Origin of the sequence: Marinomonas sp. THO17 (assembly GCF_040436405.1) — a bacterium.
GTDB lineage: Bacteria > Pseudomonadota > Gammaproteobacteria > Pseudomonadales > Marinomonadaceae > Marinomonas.
Genome location: NZ_AP031575.1, coordinates 89,147 through 110,585, shown reverse-complemented (window position 1 = coordinate 110,585; position 21,439 = coordinate 89,147). Strand labels below are relative to the sequence as shown.

19 protein-coding genes are annotated in these 21,439 nt (G+C 43.3%); 10 read left to right on the top strand and 9 right to left on the bottom strand.

Translation table 11 applies throughout. The annotated features are described in order from the left end of the window. Nucleotides 1-96: 96 nt before the first annotated feature. The 3 genes from ABXS85_RS00530 to ABXS85_RS00520 all read right to left on the bottom strand — a co-directional run bounded on the left by ABXS85_RS00530 (nt 97) and on the right by ABXS85_RS00520 (nt 3,119). Nucleotides 97-1,611 (bottom strand): tripartite tricarboxylate transporter permease, encoded by a 1,515-nt coding sequence (locus ABXS85_RS00530; RefSeq protein WP_353668098.1) that lies wholly within the window; start codon nt 1,609-1,611, stop codon nt 97-99. Nucleotide 1,612: 1 nt separating this feature from the next. After that, nucleotides 1,613-2,053, bottom strand: a complete 441-nt coding sequence (locus tag ABXS85_RS00525; protein ID WP_353668097.1) for a tripartite tricarboxylate transporter TctB family protein — start codon at nt 2,051-2,053, stop codon at nt 1,613-1,615. 73 nt (nt 2,054-2,126) lie between these two features. Beyond that, nucleotides 2,127-3,119 (bottom strand): tripartite tricarboxylate transporter substrate-binding protein, encoded by a 993-nt coding sequence (locus tag ABXS85_RS00520; protein WP_353668096.1) that lies wholly within the window; start codon nt 3,117-3,119, stop codon nt 2,127-2,129. Nucleotides 3,120-3,368: 249 nt separating this feature from the next. Here ABXS85_RS00520 and ABXS85_RS00515 point away from each other — a divergent pair, with 249 nt between their 5' ends. Beyond that, on the top strand, nt 3,369-4,265 hold the full coding sequence (locus ABXS85_RS00515) for an EamA family transporter (protein ID WP_353668095.1): 897 nt from the start codon (nt 3,369-3,371) through the stop codon (nt 4,263-4,265). Here ABXS85_RS00515 and ABXS85_RS00510 read toward each other — a convergent pair. Together ABXS85_RS00510 and ABXS85_RS00505 are read right to left on the bottom strand one after the other, a co-directional pair. Continuing rightward, complete coding sequence (locus tag ABXS85_RS00510; RefSeq protein WP_353668094.1) at nt 4,262-4,945, bottom strand: tetratricopeptide repeat protein; 684 nt, start codon at nt 4,943-4,945, stop codon at nt 4,262-4,264. The genes ABXS85_RS00515 and ABXS85_RS00510 overlap by 4 nt on opposite strands. A gap of 123 nt (nt 4,946-5,068) precedes the next feature. After that, nucleotides 5,069-6,301, bottom strand: a complete 1,233-nt coding sequence (locus ABXS85_RS00505) for an alanine--glyoxylate aminotransferase family protein (RefSeq protein WP_353668093.1) — start codon at nt 6,299-6,301, stop codon at nt 5,069-5,071. A 301-nt stretch (nt 6,302-6,602) separates the two neighbouring features. On the opposite strand from ABXS85_RS00505, the gene ABXS85_RS00500 reads away from it, so the two are divergent. Further along, on the top strand, nt 6,603-7,025 hold the full coding sequence (locus tag ABXS85_RS00500) for a DUF3010 family protein (protein WP_353669793.1): 423 nt from the start codon (nt 6,603-6,605) through the stop codon (nt 7,023-7,025). A gap of 123 nt (nt 7,026-7,148) precedes the next feature. Here ABXS85_RS00500 and ABXS85_RS00495 read toward each other — a convergent pair whose 3' ends face one another. After that, a complete protein-coding gene (locus ABXS85_RS00495; protein WP_353668092.1) occupies nt 7,149-8,030 on the bottom strand; it encodes a DMT family transporter in 882 nt (293 codons plus the stop codon). Nucleotides 8,031-8,156: 126 nt separating this feature from the next. Here ABXS85_RS00495 and ABXS85_RS00490 point away from each other — a divergent pair, with 126 nt between their 5' ends. The 3 genes from ABXS85_RS00490 to ABXS85_RS00480 all read left to right on the top strand — a co-directional run bounded on the left by ABXS85_RS00490 (nt 8,157) and on the right by ABXS85_RS00480 (nt 12,165). Further along, entirely contained in the window at nt 8,157-8,984 is an 828-nt protein-coding gene (locus ABXS85_RS00490; protein WP_353668091.1) for an HAD-IIB family hydrolase, read from the top strand. A 54-nt stretch (nt 8,985-9,038) separates the two neighbouring features. Beyond that, nucleotides 9,039-10,265 (top strand): glycosyl transferase, encoded by a 1,227-nt coding sequence (locus ABXS85_RS00485; protein WP_353668090.1) that lies wholly within the window; start codon nt 9,039-9,041, stop codon nt 10,263-10,265. 142 nt (nt 10,266-10,407) lie between these two features. Then, the gene (locus ABXS85_RS00480) at nt 10,408-12,165 is read left to right on the top strand and encodes an alpha-amylase family glycosyl hydrolase (RefSeq protein ID WP_353668089.1); all 1,758 of its coding nucleotides are present in this window, start codon (nt 10,408-10,410) and stop codon (nt 12,163-12,165) included. A gap of 86 nt (nt 12,166-12,251) precedes the next feature. On the opposite strand, the gene ABXS85_RS00475 is transcribed toward ABXS85_RS00480, so the two are convergent. Then, a complete protein-coding gene (locus tag ABXS85_RS00475; protein WP_353668088.1) occupies nt 12,252-14,111 on the bottom strand; it encodes an ABC transporter ATP-binding protein in 1,860 nt (619 codons plus the stop codon). A gap of 264 nt (nt 14,112-14,375) precedes the next feature. On the opposite strand from ABXS85_RS00475, the gene ABXS85_RS00470 reads away from it, so the two are divergent. The 4 genes from ABXS85_RS00470 to ABXS85_RS00455 all read left to right on the top strand — a co-directional run bounded on the left by ABXS85_RS00470 (nt 14,376) and on the right by ABXS85_RS00455 (nt 17,266). Then, a complete protein-coding gene (locus tag ABXS85_RS00470) occupies nt 14,376-15,563 on the top strand; it encodes a Bcr/CflA family multidrug efflux MFS transporter (protein ID WP_353668087.1) in 1,188 nt (395 codons plus the stop codon). A 13-nt stretch (nt 15,564-15,576) separates the two neighbouring features. After that, nucleotides 15,577-15,933: a HopJ type III effector protein gene (locus ABXS85_RS00465; RefSeq protein WP_353668086.1), complete on the top strand. Its 357-nt coding sequence runs from the start codon at nt 15,577-15,579 to the stop codon at nt 15,931-15,933. Between the two features lie 192 nt (nt 15,934-16,125). After that, entirely contained in the window at nt 16,126-16,947 is an 822-nt protein-coding gene (locus tag ABXS85_RS00460; RefSeq protein ID WP_353668085.1) for an HAD family hydrolase, read from the top strand. 157 nt (nt 16,948-17,104) lie between these two features. Then, the gene (locus ABXS85_RS00455; RefSeq protein WP_353668084.1) at nt 17,105-17,266 is read left to right on the top strand and encodes a hypothetical protein; all 162 of its coding nucleotides are present in this window, start codon (nt 17,105-17,107) and stop codon (nt 17,264-17,266) included. Nucleotides 17,267-17,320: 54 nt separating this feature from the next. Here ABXS85_RS00455 and ABXS85_RS00450 read toward each other — a convergent pair whose 3' ends face one another. Together ABXS85_RS00450 and ABXS85_RS00445 are read right to left on the bottom strand one after the other, a co-directional pair. Beyond that, nucleotides 17,321-18,811 carry a TyrR/PhhR family helix-turn-helix DNA-binding protein gene (locus ABXS85_RS00450; protein ID WP_353668083.1) on the bottom strand — a complete coding sequence of 497 codons (1,491 nt, stop codon included), beginning with the start codon at nt 18,809-18,811 and terminating at the stop codon, nt 17,321-17,323. Between the two features lie 5 nt (nt 18,812-18,816). Next, entirely contained in the window at nt 18,817-20,016 is a 1,200-nt protein-coding gene (locus ABXS85_RS00445) for an ROK family transcriptional regulator (RefSeq protein ID WP_353668082.1), read from the bottom strand. Between the two features lie 144 nt (nt 20,017-20,160). On the opposite strand from ABXS85_RS00445, the gene ABXS85_RS00440 reads away from it, so the two are divergent. Continuing rightward, a complete protein-coding gene (locus ABXS85_RS00440) occupies nt 20,161-21,372 on the top strand; it encodes an AGE family epimerase/isomerase (RefSeq protein WP_353668081.1) in 1,212 nt (403 codons plus the stop codon). Nucleotides 21,373-21,439 lie beyond the last annotated feature (67 nt).

The following is a 21,439-nucleotide window of genomic DNA, read 5'->3' as shown; positions in this document are numbered from 1 at the left end:
ATAGATTGGCTTTCTCATTTTTATTGTTTAAAACGCAAAAAATTCGAACCGCTAAAACGGTTCGAATTTTTAATCTATATTGCAGAGTGCTAAATATTAATCACCCACATGTTTAGATTTTGCCATTTTCGCTCGCACAATAGGCCCGATCAATATCGGCAGTACCAAGCCTAAAATGGCCACTAGCCACAAACCAATACTCAGGCCACTATTGAGCAGAACAGTCCAATCACCATCGGACAATACTAACGCATGGCGAAGGCTTTTTTCCATTTCGGGTCCAAGCAACATGCCTAAAATAATGGGCACCAATGGAATGTCCACTTTACGGAATATGTATCCCGCGACACCAAAGCCCACCATAAAGTACAAGTCCAACGCACTGTGACTAACTGAATAAATCCCCACTGACGCAATCAAGGTAACAATTGGCATCAAGTATTTGGGTGGAATACTCAACAGCTTAACGAAAATCCCAACCATAGGAATGTTCAACAAAAGCAATACCAAGTTACCCACAAACATGGCCGCAATAACCCCCCACACCAAGTCCGCATTTTGCTGGAACAACATTGGTCCTGGGGAAATATTTAAAGAGATCAGCATGGCCAGCAAAACCGCGGTGGTACCACTACCTGGTACACCTAACGTCAGCATTGGCACCAAGGCACCTGAAGCGGCACCATTGTTACCCGCTTCAGGTGCAGCCACGCCACGAGGATCACCCTTACCAAACTCACCTTTATCAGACGTACGTTTTTCCAGCGTGTAACTTATAAAACTCCCCAAAGACGCACCAGCACCCGGTAAAACACCAGACACAAAGCCTAATAAAGCACCGCGAATGGAAGCAGGTAATACTTTGATAATGTCTTGCGCGCTTAACTTCAGCTTATTAATGGCCACTTGTTTCAAACCATCTCCTGCGTGTCGTTCTAGGAAGAACAACAACTCACTGATGGCAAACAAACCGACAATAGCAATGATGAAATCTACCCCTTCAAAGAGTTCAAGGGTATTAAACGTATAGCGTTGCACCCCTGTTGAAATATCAATCCCCACAGTGGCAATCATCAAACCAATGGCCGCGGCCATTAGGGTTTTAAATTGATTTTTACCGGTAATACCACCCAAAGTGGCAAACGCCAGCGCAAACAAAGCAAAGTATTCAGACGGGCCAAATTTCAGGGCAAATTTTGCTAGGATTGGCGCCAGAATCACTAAACCAATAGTCGCAATAAAACTCCCAATAAAAGAGGCAATGGCCGAAATGGCTAATGCTTCCGCGGCTTTCCCCTTTACTGCCATAGGATAACCGTCTAAACAGGTCATCATGGCAGGCTCATCACCAGGAATGTTCAGTAAGATTGACGAAATACGCCCACCGTACATGGCACCAGCATAAACAGACGTCAATAAGATTAAAGAAGAGGTTGGCGACAAGCCCAAGCTGAATGCCAAAGGAATAAGAATCGCCACACCATTGGCTGGACCTAGGCCCGGCAAAGCACCAATTAATGTCCCTAAGATGGCACCTGTCACGGCAAACATAATACTTTCGGGCGATAATGCAACGGCAAAGCCCTGCATCAATAAGCTGATCGTATCCATATTAAAACTCCAACAAACCGAGAGGCAGTGCTAGCTCAAGCACATTATTAAACAGCAAGAAGATACTGACTGAGCTGACGACACCGGTAATCACACTCTTGGTGATACTGGCTCCCATTCGCCAACATAAGAAACTCACTACTAAAGCCGCTGCAGGCATAAAACCAATTGGCTCAATTGCCCAAGCGAATGCCAGCATAGACAGCACAACGACGGTCAGTTCAACTAACATGGCAGCTGGCGCCCATTTTTCGTCTTCATCAGGACGCACCATCATGTAAATTGAACTGATCCCTAAGATAATAGACAGCATGATGGGGAAAGTTTCTGGCCCAACACTTTCATGACCACCAAAAGGCACAGGAAATTGGGTCGCTTGCCAGCCGTATGCTACGGCAAGAATTAGCATCAGCATGCCAAACACACGATCATTCACGCGCATGTTTCTGCTCCATGTTAGATTAAAGGACATAGGAAAAAAGGAGAGGTTGCCCTCTCCAAATAGCGGTCTGCTATTAACGAATCAAACCAATGTCTTTTGACAGGATTTGAATATCCAAGGTTTGATTTTTAACGAATTGAGTAAAGTCAGCACCAGACTTGTGAAATGGCATCAAACCATTCTTGGTCATGATGTCTTTCCATTCTTGAGTTTGGTATAACTCATCCATGGTATTCACCCACCAATCATAAGAAGCTTGACTGGCTTTACCTGGTACATAGAAACCACGCCAGTTTGGTGCAACAGAATCAATACCTTGTTCCATTGCGGTCGGAATGCTATTAAAAGGTGCTGGCAAACGTTCTGCAGACAACACAGCCAAAACACGAAGGTCACCAGAATCCATAAAGCCTTTTACTTCAGAAACATCGCCGGTGAAGGCATCAACGTGTCCACCAACAACCTGAACCAAGGCTTCAGAACCACCACTGAAGGCTAGGTAACGAACTTTAGGCAGGTCTTTCACTTGGGCTTTTTGAGCCGTCATTAAGACTTTTAGATGATCCCAACCACCTGACGCACTACCGCCTGCGAACTTTACAGAAGTAGGATCTTCCTTCAACGCGTCTAAAAGTTGAGTAAGAGAAGTGTATTTTGAATCTTTACCTACCGCTATGATGCCGTAGTCTGCTCCCAAAGTACCTACCCATTTTACTTGATCAGAGTTCATGCCAGGGAATTGACCTTGAGCAAGACGAGTGGTTGTCGCAGTACTGGCTGCAACGATTAAACTGTCATCTTTAGCTCGTTTACTGACCGTATGCGCAAATGCAACACCACCACCAGCGCCAGACATGTTCACTGTCTGTACATTACCTTTAATGTAATCTTGATCAACTAGAACTTTACCGACACTACGGCAAGTAAAATCCCAACCACCACCAGGATTGGCCGGAGCGATACATTCAGCACTGCGAGCAGGTTCATAGGCATGAGCCTGTCCAACCATAGAAAGTGCGACTGCACCAGACACAAGAACAGACTTCAAAGATAGGTTTTTAAGCATGATTTTCTCCAGCTTGTTTATTGTTTTTGTTAGCGAGTCAAGTTTGCCAGATAGATTACTCAGTAAACTTGAAGGTCATCACCTTACCTTTTAAACCTGTCACCACCCTGTCAAATGGCTTTTTTCTTATTCAGCACCCATCTCAAAACGATTTTTAACAAGACATTCAGAGATTTTCGACAATGCCTTGTTACTGCAATGAGGTTAACCTTACTTACATAAAAAGCCGTTTTTTTATAAGGACATCCAATGAGTTCAACCACCAGTATTTCCCCACAAGCAACCTTAATAGGCAGCATCGCTATCTTGTTATGGAGTAGCCTCGCCTTATTCACCACACAAGCCGGTTTGGTGCCACCTTTGCTGTTATTGGCCATCACTTTTGGTGTTGCCACACTGTTATTCTTTGTTGTGTATTTACTTAAAGGTGAACTGACGTTGTCTTGGCAAAAAACCCCTAAACAGGCCATCGTAATGGGTGGACTTGGATTTTTCTTTTATCACTTTTGTTATTTCTATGCTTTCCAACACGCACCGCCAGTTGAGGCCGGATTAATCGCGTATTTATGGCCACTGTTAATTGTCCTTTTAGCAGGTTTGACCAGTAGAAATGGACTTTCTTGGACTCATTTGGTCGGAGCGGTTATCGCCTTTGTAGGCACTGGAATCATGTTGCAATCGAAAACACAATCAACCGATGTGGTAGGCTTTAAGACTCATTGGACAGGGTATGCGGCGGCTTTTGCTTGCGCCTTAATTTGGTCAAGCTATTCGGTGGCGAATCGTCGCTTTCAGCAAGTGCCATCCAGTTCTGTTCTTTGGTATTGCTTAATCACTAGCCTATTGGCGGGAATCAGTCACCTTGCTCTAGAAACAACGCCCTCTTCTCTGAAGGCTAGCACTTGGTTGGCGATTTTTGGATTAGGGTTAGGCCCTGTCGGGGTGGCATTTTTCTGCTGGGATGTTGGCGTAAAACGCGGCAACCTTTCTTTGCTTGGCGTACTGTCTTACACAGCTCCCGCTCTTTCAACCGCATGGCTAGGACTATTCACTGACGCGCACCTGAGCCAAGGTCAGATTATTGCCTGTTTGTTCATTAGCTTTGGGGCTTTATTTGCCAGTCTGATGCCGAATAAAGCACATTAGTTTGCACCTAAGAGTATTTTCAGCCTTTTTTGTGCTTCCTTATTATCCTGTTGTGCAGACTTTTTATACCACTCTAAAGCTTTTTCAGTATTTTGCATGATGCCAACACCAGATTCATACATAAATCCTACATTGAATTGTGCAATGTCATTACCTTGCAGTGCTGATTTTTCATACCATTCAAACGCTGTCTTATAATTTTTTTCTATGCTTTTACCCGATAAATACATATTACCTAAAGAAAGTTGAGCCCATTTATCACCTTTTAGAGCAGATTTTTTATAAAAAATCATTGCTTGTTCATAGTCTTGTTTTACACCTCGACCTTTAAAATATAAATCCCCCATTTGAAATAAAGCTTTTGGGTGTCCTCTTTCTGCGGCTTTCTCTAGGAGTGTTCTCGCTTTTTTATAATCAACGTTTACCCCTGCACCATATACATATATGATCCCTAAAAATACTTGAGCCCTTATATCATTATTTTTTGCAGACGCACTAAATAACGAAACAGCTTTGTCATAATCTTGCTCTTCTCCGTTCTGACCAGTATAAACGTTCATTGCATATTCATAGTCTTGATCCATTTTGATTTGATCATCACTCAAACCATTATGGGTTGCACATCCAAGACACAAGAACACTACCAATATAATTAAATAACGAAATTTTCTTATTTTCATTTATTACCCTTTTATACCAAGCTTCATGGTAACTCGTTTAAAAAAGTCCTTTAGTTGCAATAAAACTAAGAACTTTTAATCATTATTTTTTATATTGGAAAAGTCTAACTCGCTAACATTTCGTTAAGCTACTTGATAAAGCGTACGCGGCACACGTTGCAGATAGGCCTCCATTTCCGCCATGCCATTGGGTTGATCCACTTTCACGCCTAAATCTCGCATGGTGCTGCCAAGCGCGTGCAGTGTTCTAAATAAGTTATGCTCACGACATTGCTCACCCATTTGACCGATACGCACAATTGGTTGCCCAAAAGAACCGGCGATTTCCACACGATAGACATCAGAAATATGATGACAAATTTGATTAGCCGTTAAACCTTGTGGAATATTGATTCCCACCACGGAATTCAAACGCGCTTCAGGAGCAATAAACAAATCCAAGCCCATGCCCTGAATCCCAGCTTGCAAGGCTTTTGAGCAACGCAAATGACGTGCAAATCTCTGCTCTAAGGTTTCTTCACAAACCAATTTCAACGCTTCATGCAACGCCATAATGCCAGACACTGGCGCGGTGTAATGGTAGCCATCCTTGTGCCAAAAATTCTCGGCCAATTGCACATCAAAACACCATTGTGCAGTCGGTTGAGTACGATTTTTAATGACATTCCAAGCTTCATCGGAAAAAGCCAACAAGGAAGCACCAGGAATAGAAGATAAGCCTTTTTGTCCACCCGTAATCACCACATCCACTTGCCATTCATCCATTTGCAACGGCATGGTGCTCAGTGTACATACCGCATCAACCACGACTAGACAACCGTAGGATTTGGCGATTTTGGCGATGGCTTCAAGACTGTGATTGAAAACCGTATTTGATGTCTCCCCCTGCACCAGAGTCAGGACTTTAGGACGCGTCTCTTCGATGGCTTTACGCACTCTTTCAGGGTCAGCCGCTTCATGAGTACCAACATGTAACTCATGGACATCAGCCCCCACTCGGCTCGCCATTTCTGCCATACGATGACTAAAAAATCCGTTATTAACGCATAAAATACGTTCGTCTTTTTGCAACAAATTGGCTACTGCCATCTCCATCGCAGCTGAGGCTGGTCCAGCGACACCAAGAACCCATTTGGACTCTGTTTGGAAGACATATCTGGCCATAGATTTGACTTGATCAATCACTTGCGCCATGACACTGCCTAAGTGGTTAATGACCACTGAGTTTGCCTTGGCCACACGTTCAGGGATAGGTACAGGGCCTGCTCCCATCATTAACAGAGGCTCATGAGGTAAAATTTCATCCAATGATTTTACTTGCGGTGGTGTCACGCCTAATGGCGATTGAACAGTCATTTGCTTCAACCTAATTTCATCAAAGTGAGAGAAAGACTTCTACCGAAGAAAAATCAGTTTTTTGAATTTATTCAGTAGAAAATATCGTTATTTGTATTTTTGCAAAATAATATCTCGAAATACTAACCCATTCCGCTTAATAAAGAGAGTGATGAATTTGAAAAGAGTGTAATAAACCAGAAGCCATTATTTTCGCCCTAGATCTGACTTCTTTTGCTATAAACAAGCAGTGTATTTTACTCTGCTAGAATGTAGGTAAGTATGAGATAATGCTAGAAATTTCATGATTGAAGGTGCATTTATGATTACTTGTGGTGTCGAAATCAAAGGCAGTGAAGCCATTTTATGTTTACTGTCCAAACAAGATGGTTTGTTTCAGATACCAGATTGCCGACAAATTCGCCTAGCATTAAGTCAGCCAAACGACAGTGAAAGCGTGCGTAAATTCCAATTCACGCTAAAAAAATTATTTGAAGATTACAAAGTGACCCATGTTGCTATTAAGGAACGTCCAACCAAAGGAAAATTTGCCGGCGGTGCCATTGGTTTCAAGATTGAAGCCGCGATACAGCTTATCGATACGGTGCAAGTCAATCTGTATAACAACGCCAGCATCAAAGAAACATTACAAAGTCACCCATTACCGGTTGCTTTCAAAGCCACAGGGTTAAAAGCCTTCCAAGAAAACGCCTTTACTGTGGCATATGTGGCTCTGTCTTCTTAAAAATCGCCTTATTTCGCATTGTCTTTAAATGGCCCACGCATTGGGCCATTTCTCACTCCCCATTTTGCATCACAAGCGAGCACCAAAATAGATCAATACAATAAAACGCACCAAATATACTCACTATTTTCTACCCAGTATCACCAACAAAACACCAAGAATAACCACCAGTGTGGCTGACATTAGATGGAAACTCATATTTTCACCCGAAAAAATAATGCCACCAAAGGTTGCAATGATGGGTACCAGAAGTTGCAGAACCGCAGCCATTGAAGCACTGATTAGAGGCAAGACGGCATACCATAAAGCATATCCTAAGCCTGACATCACCGCGCCAGACAGTACAGCCAAGGCGATTCCTTGTCGGGAAACATGGCTATCGCCAAACCAAAGCAAACACAAAAAAACAACCAATAAGATAGGTAGAGTGCGAGTAAAATTAGCTGTTGTTGTCCATAATGCCTGTTTGGATAATTTACCTCGCCAAGTATACAGGCCCCAAGCCACGCCTGATAAAGACATTAGTACAAATCCCATAAAGGAAGGTGATGTTACATTAGGAAGGAGCAAGTAGACGAAACCAGCAAAGGCTAACGCTAGCCCCAGCCACTCCAACCTACTCAATGTCTGACCGGAATAAATCGACAATGTAATCAGCGTCAGTTGCACCATAGCAAACAAGACTAAGGCTCCCATTCCGGTAGATAAGCTGACGTAAGCGTAAGAGAAGCTCACAGCATAGGCAAAGAGTGCCAGAGCCGACAGCCAATTACCTTCAGTCATGCCCTTTTTAAGCTGGATAAAAGTGTCTTCTTGCGAATTCGCTAGGCTTTTTAACCAACAAAGAAACAACAGAGTGACGGCGCCACTGGATAAACGCCATAGGGTAAAACTGCCCGGATCAATCAAATCATCCGCTAAGGCCAAACGGTTTAAAACGGAATTGGCAGCAAACGCAATGAGCGCCAGTGAAATACCGACATACAAACGTAGCAAACTTGTCATCTAATTGTTTAATACCTTGATTAAGCTATTAATTTAAGTATTTACTTTCACGCACTGGCACCAGATTTGCAAGATTAACCCTAACGTCCAACAGTTTCTCTTGATGGACCTATATTTGGAAACGAGATGACGAGTCTATTAATTTTTACCGATCTAGACGGCACCTTACTTGACCACCACACTTACAGCTTTGCTCCAGCAAAGTCGGCAATGCTTTCTCTAAAAACATTTGCTATTCCCTGTATTATCAATACCAGTAAAACCTTTCATGAACTTTTATCCTTACGCAAGGAATTGAATCACCTTGACCCTTTTATTGTCGAAAATGGTTCTGCCGTGTACATTCCTAAGCAATTAGGATTAGACATCCAAGAACCACTCGAAGACGTGGGCGAATATTGGCTAAAAACCTTTGGCCCAAAACGTAAAGAGCTGATTCATATGACAGACGATCAGCTAGACCAATATACCTTCCAACGTTTTAGTGACATGTCAGTGGATGACCTCATTAGGGTCACAGGGTTAAGTGAGGAAAACGCAAAATTGGCCATGCAACGTCAGTTTACTGAACCTATGTTATGGACGGATTCTAACCAAGCATTGCAGAGTTTGCGTGAGCATCTCAAACCTTTTGGTGTGCAGATTCAAAAAGGTGGTCGCTTCTCTCATCTGATGGGAGAGAAGTGCGATAAAGCCAATGCTATGCTCTGGCTAACCAAGCTTTATCAGGATCAGCTTTTGGAAGATCAAGAGTTAATTACTATGGCCCTAGGAGACGGTGAAAATGACATTGGTATGCTGAGTAAAGCAGACATACCTGTGGTGATTCGCTCCCCAGTGCATGTGCCACCAGAAATACCGAATCGAAGTGATGCTTGGTTAACGGACGACTATGGCCCAAAAGGCTGGGCACAGGCCATTAATCAGGTGTTAGAAAAACAGGGAATATTATAAATAATCGCACAATGAATATAAGACGATACATTTTATCTTTTTAGGAGACTTTTTATGGGTGACTTTCATCAAAATGGCATCATCACCACACTTCACAACTTAGCCCACCGCCCACTGGAAGAAATGGAGAAAGAGCTTTGCGAGTTTGCCAAAACCCGCCCTATGTCGCTGATTTTACCTTGCTTATATTCGGAACTTGAAACCGCGGCTATGCCAAACATCATTAAGCACTTGCAACAGGTCCCTTATCTGTCTGAAATTATCATAGGCTTAGATCGTGCCACGGAAGAACAATATCGTCACGCCTTGGAGTTTTTTAGTGTGTTACCTCAAAACTGCAAAGTACTATGGAACGATGGCCCACGTTTGAGAGAAATAGACAGTGTTTTGAAAGGAGAAAACCTGTCACCAACCGATCCGGGCAAAGGTCGTAATGTTTGGTTTTGCATGGGTTACAACCTAGCAGCAGGGAAAGCTGAATCCATCGCCATGCACGATTGTGACATTGTTACTTATGATCGAGAACTACTGGCACGTCTTATCTATCCGGTGGCAAATCCAAACTTTAACTACGAGTTCTGTAAAGGTTTTTATGCTCGTGCTGCGAATGGCAAAATGAACGGGCGCGTCAGCCGTTTGCTGGTGACACCCTTGTTGTATTCCTTGAAAAAAGTCTTGGGGCACTTAGATTACCTAGATTATCTGGATAGCTACCGTTATCCACTGGCAGGAGAATTCTCTTTCCGCCGCGATGTTATGACCGACCTTCGCATTCCAAGTGATTGGGGATTAGAGATTGGTGTATTGAGTGAGATGTATCGTAATTACTCACCCAATAGATTGTGTCAGGTTGACATTGCCGATATATACGACCATAAACATCAAGACCTATCCGCGGATAATGATGACGGTGGATTATCGAAAATGTCGATCGATATCACCAAAGCCATTTTCCGTAAATTGGCCACTACTGGCACCATATTCAATCAGGCAACCTTCCGCACCATCAAAGCAACTTACTTCCGCGTTGCATTGGACTTTATTGAAACCTATCGTAATGATGCAGAGATAAATGGCCTAAAATTGGATGTACATACGGAAGAGCAAGCCGTGGAATTGTTTGCCAGTAATATTATGAAAGCGGGTAATCATTATCTAGAGAACCCAATGGAAACACCTTTTATACCCAGTTGGAATCGCGTCATTAGTGCCTTCCCTGGAGTACTATCGCAACTGTCAGAAGCGGTTGAAAAAGACATGGCGGAATTCGGACCTAAGTAAGCTTCGCCAACCAAGAGGATTCCTCCTCTTCCATCAGAGCGCACCTCAATGTCACTTTAGTGTGCCCTGATAAAACAATAAGATAAATCAAAAGTGAGCGCTACGGCGTTGTTTGCAATCACTTGAAAAGGCAGGAAACATTATGGAACAAGCTCCCTTGTCACAATTGGAACAAAGGTTAATGGCGCATTTGCAGATTCTTTACCCCAACCTTGATCACAAGGACTTGGCAAGTAAATGCTTATCAACCTTCTCTCTTGACCCAGCAACGGAATCACCTCGTCCACACAGAAACTTGTGGGATCAGTCCGATGTGATGTTAATCACCTATGCGGACACCCTTCGCAAAAAGGGTGAAGCACCTTTGGAAACCTTACATCAATTTGTCAAAAGCAAGCTCGCTTGTTGTATTTCTGCGGTGCATTTACTGCCCTTTTTCCCTTACAGCTCGGACGATGGTTTCAGTGTGATGGACTACACTACGGTCAATCCATCTTCAGGCAATTGGGACAATGTCTCTGACTTGGCTGAAGATTTTAAAGTAATGGGAGACTTGGTGATTAATCACTGTTCTAGTCGTAGTTTGTGGTTTGAAAATTACAAGGCAGGGGTGGAACCGGGCGCCAGCTTCTTTTATGAAGCCGACCCCCATGCCGATTTAAGTGCTGTCGTTCGTCCACGTACCTCGCCTTTGCTTCGCGAGGTCAAAACCAAACAGGGAGACAAGTATGTTTGGTGTACCTTCAGCCATGACCAAGTGGACCTGAATTTCGAAAACCCTGAAGTGTTAGTGGAATTTTTACGTATAATTCGTCTTTATTTAGAAAAAGGCATTCGTTGGTTTCGCCTAGACGCAGTTGCTTTTCTTTGGAAAATTCCCGGTACAACTTGCATTAATTTACCGCAAACCCACGAAATGATTCGTTTGTTGCGCTTGATGATAGAGCATTATGCACCTGACGCTGTGATCATTACCGAAACCAACATTCCAAATCAGGAAAATCTGACCTACTTTGGTAACGCCAACGAAGCCCATTTAATTTACAACTTCTCCCTACCACCTCTGTTGATTAACAGTTTGGTAACAGGGAATTGTAACCATTTAAAACAATGGCTCATGAGCATGCCTCCAGCTCAACAGGGTACCACTTATCTTAATTTTCTTGCCTCTCACGATGGTATAGGCTTACGTCCGACCGAAGGTTTGTTGACCGAATGGGAATTGGAGACCCTGATCAACACCATGAAACGTTTTGGTGGCAAGCTTAGTTCGCGAACCACGCCTCAAGGAGATGCCAAACCCTATGAGATTAACATCAGTTTATGGGATGCCTTATCTGGCTCAGCCCATCAGGGGCCGGATCAATGGCAATTTGCTCGTTTCCTTTGTGCTGCTGGGGTTATGATGGCCCTAGAAGGCGTACCTGCTTTCTATATTCACAGCTTATTTGGTACCGAAAACGATTATGAGCGCGTTGACAACACTGGGCATTTCCGCTCAATTAACCGCCATATTTGGGATATGGACGAATTAAATCACGCATTAAACACACCAACCCATCATCAAAAAGTCTTTAATAGTGTCACTAATTTATTGAAGGTACGACGCGCTCAGCCTGCGTTTCATCCAAATGCCACGCAATACATTTTGCATATGGGAGAGCATTTATTTGCCTTCTGGCGCCAAAGTCTGGATCGTCGTCAAAGTCTGTTTGCCGTATACAATATGTCAGATCAGCCACAACATTTTAATCTTTCTGAACTGAACCTGATTGCCACTGATATCTGGACAGATTTAGTATCAGAGCAGGTCTATGAAGATCATTTAGGGAAGGTCACCCTGATGCCCTATCAGTTTGTTTGGTTGGCCAATAAAAAAGGCAAAATCAAAGACGATTAAATCGCCAGCAAGCAATGTCATTTTGCCTAAAAAAGGCGACCTAACTCTGTTGGGTCGCCTTTTTCGTCTTATATGATATGACAAACTTACACTAGAGTGTCTTCGTCAAGTTCAATGTCTTCTGCTAGGAATCCACCCGTTTGGTGCGCCCACAAGGATGAATAAATGCCGTTGGCTTTCACCAATTCTTCATGGCTGCCTTGTTCAACAATGCGCCCTTTATCCAACACAATCAGTCTGTCCATCGCCGCTATAGTTGATAGTCTGTGTGCAATGGCGATCACGGTTTTGCCTTGCATTAATTTGTAAAGGCTATCCTGTATTGCCGCTTCTACCTCAGAATCCAATGCCGAGGTCGCTTCATCTAGCATCAGCAAAGGCGCATCTTTTAGCAATACTCGAGCGATGGCAATACGCTGACGCTGACCGCCAGACAATTTTATGCCTCGCTCCCCTACCATGGCATCATAACCATGATTACCATAAGGATCGGTTAAACCTTGAATAAAGTCATGAGCCTCTGCCTTTTTCGCTGCCGCAATCATGTCTTCTTCACTGGCATCTGGACGACCATAAAGTAAATTTTCTCGCACGGTTCTGTGCAATAATGAGGTATCTTGCGTCACCATACCAATTTGCGCGCGTAATGACTCTTGTGTCACGGCACTTATATCTTGTCCATCAATACAAACCTGGCCTGCTTCCACATCATGGAAACGCATTAACAGATTCACTATGGTAGATTTACCAGCGCCAGAGCGCCCAACCAAACCAACTTTTTCACCAGGTTTAATGGATAAAACCAAGTCTTCAATGACTTTTCGATCGACTTTACCATAATGAAATGACACCTTTTTGTAATCGATTTGACCTTGGGTCACTTGCAAAGCGGGGGCATTTGGCTTGTCTTGAATTTCCACTGGTCGAGACAAGGTCTGCATGCCGTCATTTACCATACCTATGTTTTCAAACAAGGCACTGACTTCCCACATAATCCATTGCGACATGCCATTCAATCTCAGCGCCAAACTTACCGAAATAGCGATGGCACCAACACTGATCACACTGGCCGACCACAACCAAATAGACAAAGCCGCGATCACAAAGGCCAAAAGATAGTTACAGCTTTGCACCCCCACATTGAGGAAAGTTACTAAGCGCATTTGCTTGTAAACCGTCTTTAAAAAACCATCCATGCCCTCTTTGGCATAAGCGGCTTCTCTATCGTGATGAGAAAAGAGTTTAACGGTAGAAATATTGCTATAACTGTCCACCACGCGCCCCGTCATGATAGATCTCGCATCGGCTTGCGCTTTGGAGATACGTTTCAACTTGGGCACAAAATACAACTGCAACATCACATAGCAAACCAACCAGCCCAGCATAGGCAGCATTAAACGGTAGTCTGCATTGGCGATTAACACCACCATAGAAACAAAATAAACCCCTATATAAACCAAGACATCCAATAGTTTCATTACGGTTTCACGAACCGCTAAAGAGGTTTGCATCACTTTTGTAGAAATGCGTCCAGCGAACTCATCCTGAAAGAATGACATACTTTGTTTTAAGATAAACTGATGGGATAACCAACGAATACGCATCGGATAGTTGCCCAACAAAACCTGATGAATAATGGCCGAATGCAAAAAAGTCAGTAATGGCATAGCCACCAAAATCATTAAGGACATCAACAATAAATGCCCACCCTCTTGGGCGAAGAAAGTACTAGGATCTTTGTCGATTAACCAATCCACCAATTGTCCAAGAAAGCTAAACAAGGTCACTTCCAGTATGGCAATCATGGCAGTCAGACAAGACATAATGATCAGAGGCAGTTCGGCACCACGAGAATAGTAGCGACAAAAAGCATAAAGGGTATTGGGAGCTTGCCCTGCATCCTGATCAGGATAGGGAGCGATCCACTTTTCAAACAAACTTAGCATACTAATCCTTATTTTCGCACGACACGTATCCGCTGCATTATTCTCTGCATCTTGATACGTCAAATGAGCCGGCTAAGCGAGAAGGGAATTAAAATTTGACGAAATTGAAACATGATAGTGTTTTTAAAACCATACTATATGGAGCATGCCTGTGATTGCTAACGCCTTTACTTAGTGTTTGCACAATTAATATCACGAGCTTTCAGCAAAGGGATTATAATACTGTTTCGTTATAAATCCATTAAGGTATCCAACCAACCTCTTATGTCCCTTACTCTGCCTATCATTCTTATTCTAGGTTTACTCTCTGGTTTAACGCCGCTTGCCATCGATGCATATCTCCCCAGTATTCCGACCATTGCCAAAGACTTAAATATCCATATCAGCTTAGTACAGATGACGCTAAGTATGTATTTGATTGTGTTTGCTTTTTTGCAGATTCTATTTGGCCCTATATCCGATGCCATTGGGCGCCGTAAAGTGGTGATCAGTGGCTTAAGTATTTTTGCTTTAGGCAGTTTTATATGTGCTTGGTCAAGCAGTTATGACTGGTTGATGATGGGGCGCGCAATCCAAGCCCTTGGTGGTGCGGCTGTCGCGGTTTGTATCCCTGCGTTAGTCAAAGACGGTTTATCCATTAACGAATTTGCAAAAGCCATGTCAATGATCATGTTAGTTATGGCTCTCGCTCCTTTGGCGGCACCTATTTTAGGTGGCGCTATTTTAACTCTTTTCAGCTGGCACTTTATTTTCGTTTTTCTTGGCCTGCTATCTCTGCTGGGAATAGTATTATTTATCATTAATATTCCTGAAACCTTGCCCCATGAAAAACGTATTCCTTTTTCTTTATGGGGGGCACTGACCAACTATTATCGGCTTATTCGAAATCCAGCCGTATTAGGCTACATAGCGGCAGGCGCTTTTTTCTTTTCAGGCATGATGAGTTTTATCACAGGCTCATCCTTTGTTTATATTGAAATCTATCAAGTGAAACCTGAACACTTTGGTTTTCTTGTGGGCGCCAATGTGATCACCATGATGATAGCGTCTAGCATCAATAGTCGTTTTGTTGAAAAACTGGGTACGGAAGTGCTGTCCAAATACGCCAGTTTTGTGCCTTTAGTGGCATCATGCTTTATGTTGTTTCTTTGTTTGTTTGAGCAACCACCACTCATGCTTATTATGCTTGCCAGCATGATGTTTGTTGGGCCGATGGGAATACTCAGTAGCGGCTTCATGGCAGGTGCTCTAAAAAGCGCTGGCAACAATAATGGCAGTGTCACAGCCCTAGCCGGCACCTCTCGTTGTGCGCTTGGCGCCTTGAGTGGCGCCATGGTTAGCCTATTTCATAATGGTACTTTTGTTCCCATGCTTGCTACCATGGCCACATGCGGACTAGTATCCTTCATCCTTTTTAAAGTAACCGTGCATTATTCAGCAAAACGAAATTAGCTCTGGAGTTATCATGCTAAATACACAAAGCTTGATTGAAAAAATCAAGAACACACCACAAGACGTACACTTCAAAGAAGCCATTGGCGTGATTGAGAAGGAATACGATTTTACGCCCACGGCTTTTACCAATGGTGAACAAGTTAACGCAGTTAATGAAAACAACGGTTCATGTAAAATCTTTTCCTTTGCCTTAATTCATCAGCTGAATAAAGATGAAACCCTGCATCTTTTTGGTGACTTCTATCGTGTAGACGTACTGCAAAATCCTCAAGGCGAGGATCATCAAAACATTCGCCAGTTCATGTTAAATGGCTGGGAAGGGGTGGTATTTTCTTCTCAAGCATTAAAAGCCATTCATACCAAGTAATGGGTTAAGGGGGCCAACTCGTATCCTTGGCCCCTTATCTTGAATCCCAACGTTCATTTTTTCCTTTCCCCTGCCATGTTGGCATAAAATTACGCAGACTAAAGACTATGAAAGATACAAATTTGTAACCTATTTGCGGTTGAATTCGTAATAGACATAATGCGATAGTCACATAATAAGAACGAGGTAATTATGGAATTAGTGGCATTTGATCTCGACGGCACCTTACTGAACCGTCATCAGCGTTTATCCAACTTCACCATTGAAACACTTGAAAAACTCAATGCTGCGGGCGTTTACTATACCATTGCCACAGGCCGAACCCATCTTGCAGCCATGCCTTGTATCGCCGGTCATGATTTTCCCAACTGGCAAATATTTAAGAATGGTGTTGAATGGTGGCAACCAAATGCTCAAGAATATCGCCATCGCCACTTATTAGATCAGACTCACATTAACGAATTGCTTGCCGCTTTTGATACTCATGCCATTACCCCCTTTGTTTTTTGTTTAGCAGAAGATGGCAGCCACAAGGTATACCATGCACCACTCATAGGTAAACTGAGCGATCACATCGCCAACGAATTGGGCAATCATAAAAACATGAGCCTGCATCCTATTTCTGAGCTTTCCATAGACTCAAAAATCACCAATATCAGTGCCATGGGTCACCCTGAGTATATTGAAAAAATTGTTGAGGAAAGCCTAAAACACGACCACTTAACGGCTTATTCTGGTGGCGGCATTTATAATCCAGATGCCCACTGGATAGACATTCATCATAGTAAGGTTTGCAAAGGGTCCGCCCTAACAGAACTAAAACAAGAAATAGGTGCCGAAACCTTAGTAGTGTTTGGCGACGGTGATAATGATTTGTCTATGTTTGACTGTGCCGATGAAGCCTTTGCAATGGACAACGCTATGTCGCATGTCAAACAAGCCGCCAGCGACGTTATTGGCCACCATGACGAAGATGCGGTCGCGCATTACTTACGCAAACGCTATTATCTTTAGGGTCTTGAAATCCATTTTTTCGCCCTTACTTAAGATATACAGAATCGTAAAATATTGAGGAAGTCACCTTCCTTAACGAAAAGACAACATAATGTGCTTTACCTAATGGTCATAATAAACCATAGTGTTATAAGAATAATTAGTTTGGAGAAACGCCATGTTTGAATTCGTATTATTCGTAGCTGCTTGCGCAGTTATTGCTTTCTTGGTTGCGAGCATCCACAAATCCGTCAATCAACCAAAAGTAAAAATGCAGCCTATTAAAATTGAGCGTGAGCAAGCTTCTCGTTCTGCTCGACGTCAGCAGCGTCCTTACTAATCCATCTCTTTTGCTTGAGTAAGAGCCTCGTTAATGAATATTAATGGGGCTTTTTCAGTTATGTATTCCATATTCTTTTAGCTTATTGGCGATGGTGCTGTGACTCATACCTACTGCTTTTGCTAAGCGCCGAGTACTGGGGTATTGAGGATAGAGCTGTCGTAATAATTGCGCTTCCCACATCTTTACGGTTTGCTCTAGGGAGTCGTTTTCTAACCGCAATGAAAGAGAGGATGCCTCCTCGAGATGGATATCTTCTGCTTGCCAATGACTGGTTGGACAAGCTAACAGAGTTTGCAAACACACATTTTGCAGCTCTGCCAAATTCCCTGCCCAAGCATGCATACTTAATTTCACTTGTGCAGATTTCGATAAGATTGGCACAGGCTTACGATAGCGTGTCGTCAAATCCGTTAAGGTTTGCCTGATTAAACCGGGTAGATCTTCTGTCCTGTCTCGTAAGGCTGGGATAGCAAGACTGAGTTTGGCGAGCTGGAAATACAGCTCATTACTCATACCATTCGTCACCAGCCCTGCTTGTTTATGCTGAGTCACGCTGACCAAACGCACGGGCCGATCAAAGCTGGTGGCTTCATCAGCCTGCTTTTGTAACCAGAGTACTAACTGCTGCTGCACTTCAGTCGTCAAGTGTTCTATTTGGTCGATCACAAACCACCCAGTAAATTGATCCAAACTCTGAATGTCAGCCAAGCTAATGTCCGAAGCATGACGCACCACCAGCTCAACAGTATGATCCATTTCTTGACGTTGCCAATATTGAAATAAAGCCTCTATTAAATGTCGCTTACCAGTTCCTGATTCACCCTGTACTAATAAAGGATGACGAGTTAGAGCAAAGACTTTAGCTTGTTGTAAGGTGCGTGCCATGGCATGGCTTTTAATAAGGTCAGCCTGAAAGAAACCTTCCAGAGGGTTCTCGGCCTCCGGGGCTAATTTTAAGTTTGCGGTTTGCCGATCCAAGCGTTGTTCTGATTTAAGGTAAACAACACTGCCAGCCGGAATCTCATCCCCCTCATCATTGACCACAAAAAATGGCCGCATCTCTAATAAAAAAGTGTTGTTTTGCAAACGAATACGTTTGCTGCTGCCCGCTTGAGGCTTAGCCCAAGCACTTTTGGAAAAATGTATGCCTTTAATAAAATCTTGCAAAGGTTGATGAAGCAGTTGTGGAACGGGCACATTCAGATCTTTGGCAGCCAATTCCGTTACCATGGTAATCTTACCTTGCAAATCTACCGCAATCACACCGTCAGGTAAGGTTTCCAGCAAGGTATATAAGGCATTGTGTTCGCGCTCAAACGGCGTAAAACGTACCGTTTTCACATCCTCAACACTGTCTAGCTTACGAATCTCCGCCAACAGACTTTGCAGTAGACTAAAAGGCACATCTGAGAAACCACAATAAACACAACGCTGTTTAGAATCGACTTCCACCATGCGCACATCAATATGATGTGGGATAAAGATATCAAGTATCTCACGTATCATGCCAACTCTGTCTTCACATTGTATTTCCAATCGCATAAGTTTTACCTTTTGGAACTCAGTAAAAGTAGGTTTTGCTGTGGTGCAAAGGTTTCATACAAAGGCAATACTGCCGCCCCTAATACGCCAGCAATATTGCCAGTTTGAGCCATACAGATGCTTGGAAGAGGCAAAAGAGTTTCCCCTTCTAACACGGACTCTAATGAATCTATCAAAGCCAAAGTGACCTGAGTCGGCAAAGGCCCACCTATCAATATGCTTTGCGGGTCGTAAAGTGCTATCAAAGACACCATTGCACTTTTGATCTCTTCCGCCACTTCCCTAGCCCATTCTTGTACTGCAATTTGCCATTTTTGCTGATGCCATAAATGTGGCGAATCAGGCCAGGTCAAATTAGCATGACTTAAATGTCGATGCAGTGAAGCCAAAGACAGGGCCTCCAATACCCATTTGCCATGACGACCTGTGGCCGTTGGCATCAAGCCAAAACTGCCCGCCTTACCATTGGCCCCAGAATAGCATTCGCCGTTTACCACCATACTTCCACCGCAAGCGGTACTGACGAATAAGTAAAAAAAGTCTTTTTGCGGTGTTTGAGAAGCCAATAAAAGCTCACTGGTGGCTGCGGCTGCGGCATCATTTTGACAAAAACAGGATAAGCCCGTCTGTTCACTCAACCAATGCTCAAATGCATCCGATTGCCAATACGCCAAGGCCATTTGCAAGCTGCCTAAATCTTCTCGCTGATCTTGATTGGTTACCAGACGATCCAACCAAGAATCCATGTAATCCGGTTTGGCCAATCCCACTCCTTGGACCTTACTCCAACGATCACCTAGGGTAAGTTTGACCTCTTGTAGCAAGTCTTGCGCAATGCTTTTAGCAGAATGTTCGGTTGGAAAAGACACCTGTCTTTCCAGCAATAAAACCTGCGCTCCAGTAAAATCCAATAAAGCGGCACTGATGTGATTGCGGTCCACATTAATACCAAGTCCATAAGCACCTTGCGGATGAATACTGAGCTTAATAGAAGGTTGTCCTCGACGCCCAGTTACTTTGCCGACCACTGACAATAATTCTCGTTCTAACAAGGACGAAGTAATAACAGAAATGGTCTGTGCACTTAAACCTGTGCGTTTCGCGATTTGTACGCGAGATATTTCAGGATGCTGACGAATCAAGTGCAATATGATCCGCTCATTATATATTCGACTTTGTTCCGAGGTACTACCCGACGATTGCATGACAAGATTACCTTTATAAGAAGCCAGTAAACTAACCACTTCAATTTAATAAATCTAGTTGATTTAATAAATTAAGCCATTAGTATGTGAAGAAAATCCTCTTCTACTCATAAGAATAACAAGCCACAATGCTAGGGAATCATAATGTCAGCCTTGCCAAATTTTCGTTCTCCTGAGTTTCTTTCATCACACATACAAAACACCATGGCTTTTTATCACCCAAACTGCATTGATCCTAATGGCGGCTTCTTTCATTTCTTCAAAGACAATGGGGAAATCTATGATAGTGACACTCGTCATCTAGTAAGCAGTACGCGCTTTGTTTTTAACTATGCTAAAGCGTATTTGGCGGAGCAGAACCCAGACTATCTTAACGCAGTAAAACACGGTGTTGATTACTTAAGAAAGCGCCATCTTAAAGCCAATGGCGGTTATGTTTGGCTATTAAAAGGGGCCAAAAATCTTGACGAGACCAATCATTGTTATGGCTTCGCATTTGTCATGCTAGCCTATTCTATGGCTTACAAAGCAGGCATTACTGAAGCTAAAAGTTGGCTAGAAGAAACTTTTCAAACCATGGAAAAACATTACTGGGATGCAGACTATTGTCTCTATCGAGACGAGATCTCCGCTGATTGGCAAGAAGTGTCTCCATACCGTGGACAAAATGCCAATATGCATTCTTGTGAGGCCATGTTGGCTGCCTACGATGCCACTCAAGAGTCTCATTATCTTGAGCGCGCTATTCGTTTGGCAGAAAACATCTGTATTCGACAAGCTGACCTAGCCAATGGTGAAATCTGGGAACATTATCACGCCGATTGGCAGCTTGATTGGGATTACAACCGAGACAATCCAAAGCATTTGTTCAGACCTTGGGGTTTTCAGCCAGGCCATCAAACTGAGTGGGCAAAGCTACTTTTGCTGATCCATCAACGTCGTGCCATTGATTGGCTGATTCCTAAAGCGGAACAGCTTTTTAACCAAGCCTGGCTAAAAGCGTGGGATGAAAAAAACGCTGGACTCTGTTACGGCTATGACTTGCAAGGGAAAGTATGCGATGGCGATAAATATTTCTGGGTACAAGCGGAATCCTTCGCTGCCGCCGCCATGCTGGCCCTGATGACTGGAAAATCAGACTACTGGCAAAAATACGATCAACTTTGGCAGTACAGCTGGCAACATATGGTAGATCATCAATATGGAGCATGGTTTCGTATTCTCACCCAAGACAATCAAACCATTGACGATTGTAAAAGTCCCGCTGGCAAGACAGACTACCACACCATGGGAGCTTGCTATGAGGTAATTGAGCAATTACAAAAGCACAATCTGACTATTTCAATAAAGGATTAAAGCGCAATCATTCTATTCATCTTGGAAATAGAGTATGATTCAGCCCCATTAATTGTGGACACGGCCC

Coding starts and splice junctions, on each gene's coding strand:
- ABXS85_RS00445 (WP_353668082.1), bottom strand. CDS start 20,016: ATGCAATCGTCGGGTAGTACCTCGGAACAAAGTCGAATATATAATGAG.
- ABXS85_RS00525 (WP_353668097.1), bottom strand. CDS start 2,053: ATGCGCGTGAATGATCGTGTGTTTGGCATGCTGATGCTAATTCTTGCC.
- ABXS85_RS00520 (WP_353668096.1), bottom strand. CDS start 3,119: ATGCTTAAAAACCTATCTTTGAAGTCTGTTCTTGTGTCTGGTGCAGTC.
- ABXS85_RS00475 (WP_353668088.1), bottom strand. CDS start 14,111: ATGCTAAGTTTGTTTGAAAAGTGGATCGCTCCCTATCCTGATCAGGAT.
- ABXS85_RS00495 (WP_353668092.1), bottom strand. CDS start 8,030: ATGACAAGTTTGCTACGTTTGTATGTCGGTATTTCACTGGCGCTCATT.
- ABXS85_RS00530 (WP_353668098.1), bottom strand. CDS start 1,611: ATGGATACGATCAGCTTATTGATGCAGGGCTTTGCCGTTGCATTATCG.
- ABXS85_RS00455 (WP_353668084.1), top strand. CDS start 17,105: ATGTTTGAATTCGTATTATTCGTAGCTGCTTGCGCAGTTATTGCTTTC.
- ABXS85_RS00500 (WP_353669793.1), top strand. CDS start 6,603: ATGATTACTTGTGGTGTCGAAATCAAAGGCAGTGAAGCCATTTTATGT.
- ABXS85_RS00490 (WP_353668091.1), top strand. CDS start 8,157: ATGACGAGTCTATTAATTTTTACCGATCTAGACGGCACCTTACTTGAC.
- ABXS85_RS00450 (WP_353668083.1), bottom strand. CDS start 18,811: ATGCGATTGGAAATACAATGTGAAGACAGAGTTGGCATGATACGTGAG.
- ABXS85_RS00440 (WP_353668081.1), top strand. CDS start 20,161: ATGTCAGCCTTGCCAAATTTTCGTTCTCCTGAGTTTCTTTCATCACAC.
- ABXS85_RS00480 (WP_353668089.1), top strand. CDS start 10,408: ATGGAACAAGCTCCCTTGTCACAATTGGAACAAAGGTTAATGGCGCAT.
- ABXS85_RS00485 (WP_353668090.1), top strand. CDS start 9,039: ATGGGTGACTTTCATCAAAATGGCATCATCACCACACTTCACAACTTA.
- ABXS85_RS00465 (WP_353668086.1), top strand. CDS start 15,577: ATGCTAAATACACAAAGCTTGATTGAAAAAATCAAGAACACACCACAA.
- ABXS85_RS00515 (WP_353668095.1), top strand. CDS start 3,369: ATGAGTTCAACCACCAGTATTTCCCCACAAGCAACCTTAATAGGCAGC.
- ABXS85_RS00460 (WP_353668085.1), top strand. CDS start 16,126: ATGGAATTAGTGGCATTTGATCTCGACGGCACCTTACTGAACCGTCAT.
- ABXS85_RS00470 (WP_353668087.1), top strand. CDS start 14,376: ATGTCCCTTACTCTGCCTATCATTCTTATTCTAGGTTTACTCTCTGGT.
- ABXS85_RS00510 (WP_353668094.1), bottom strand. CDS start 4,945: ATGAAAATAAGAAAATTTCGTTATTTAATTATATTGGTAGTGTTCTTG.
- ABXS85_RS00505 (WP_353668093.1), bottom strand. CDS start 6,301: ATGACTGTTCAATCGCCATTAGGCGTGACACCACCGCAAGTAAAATCA.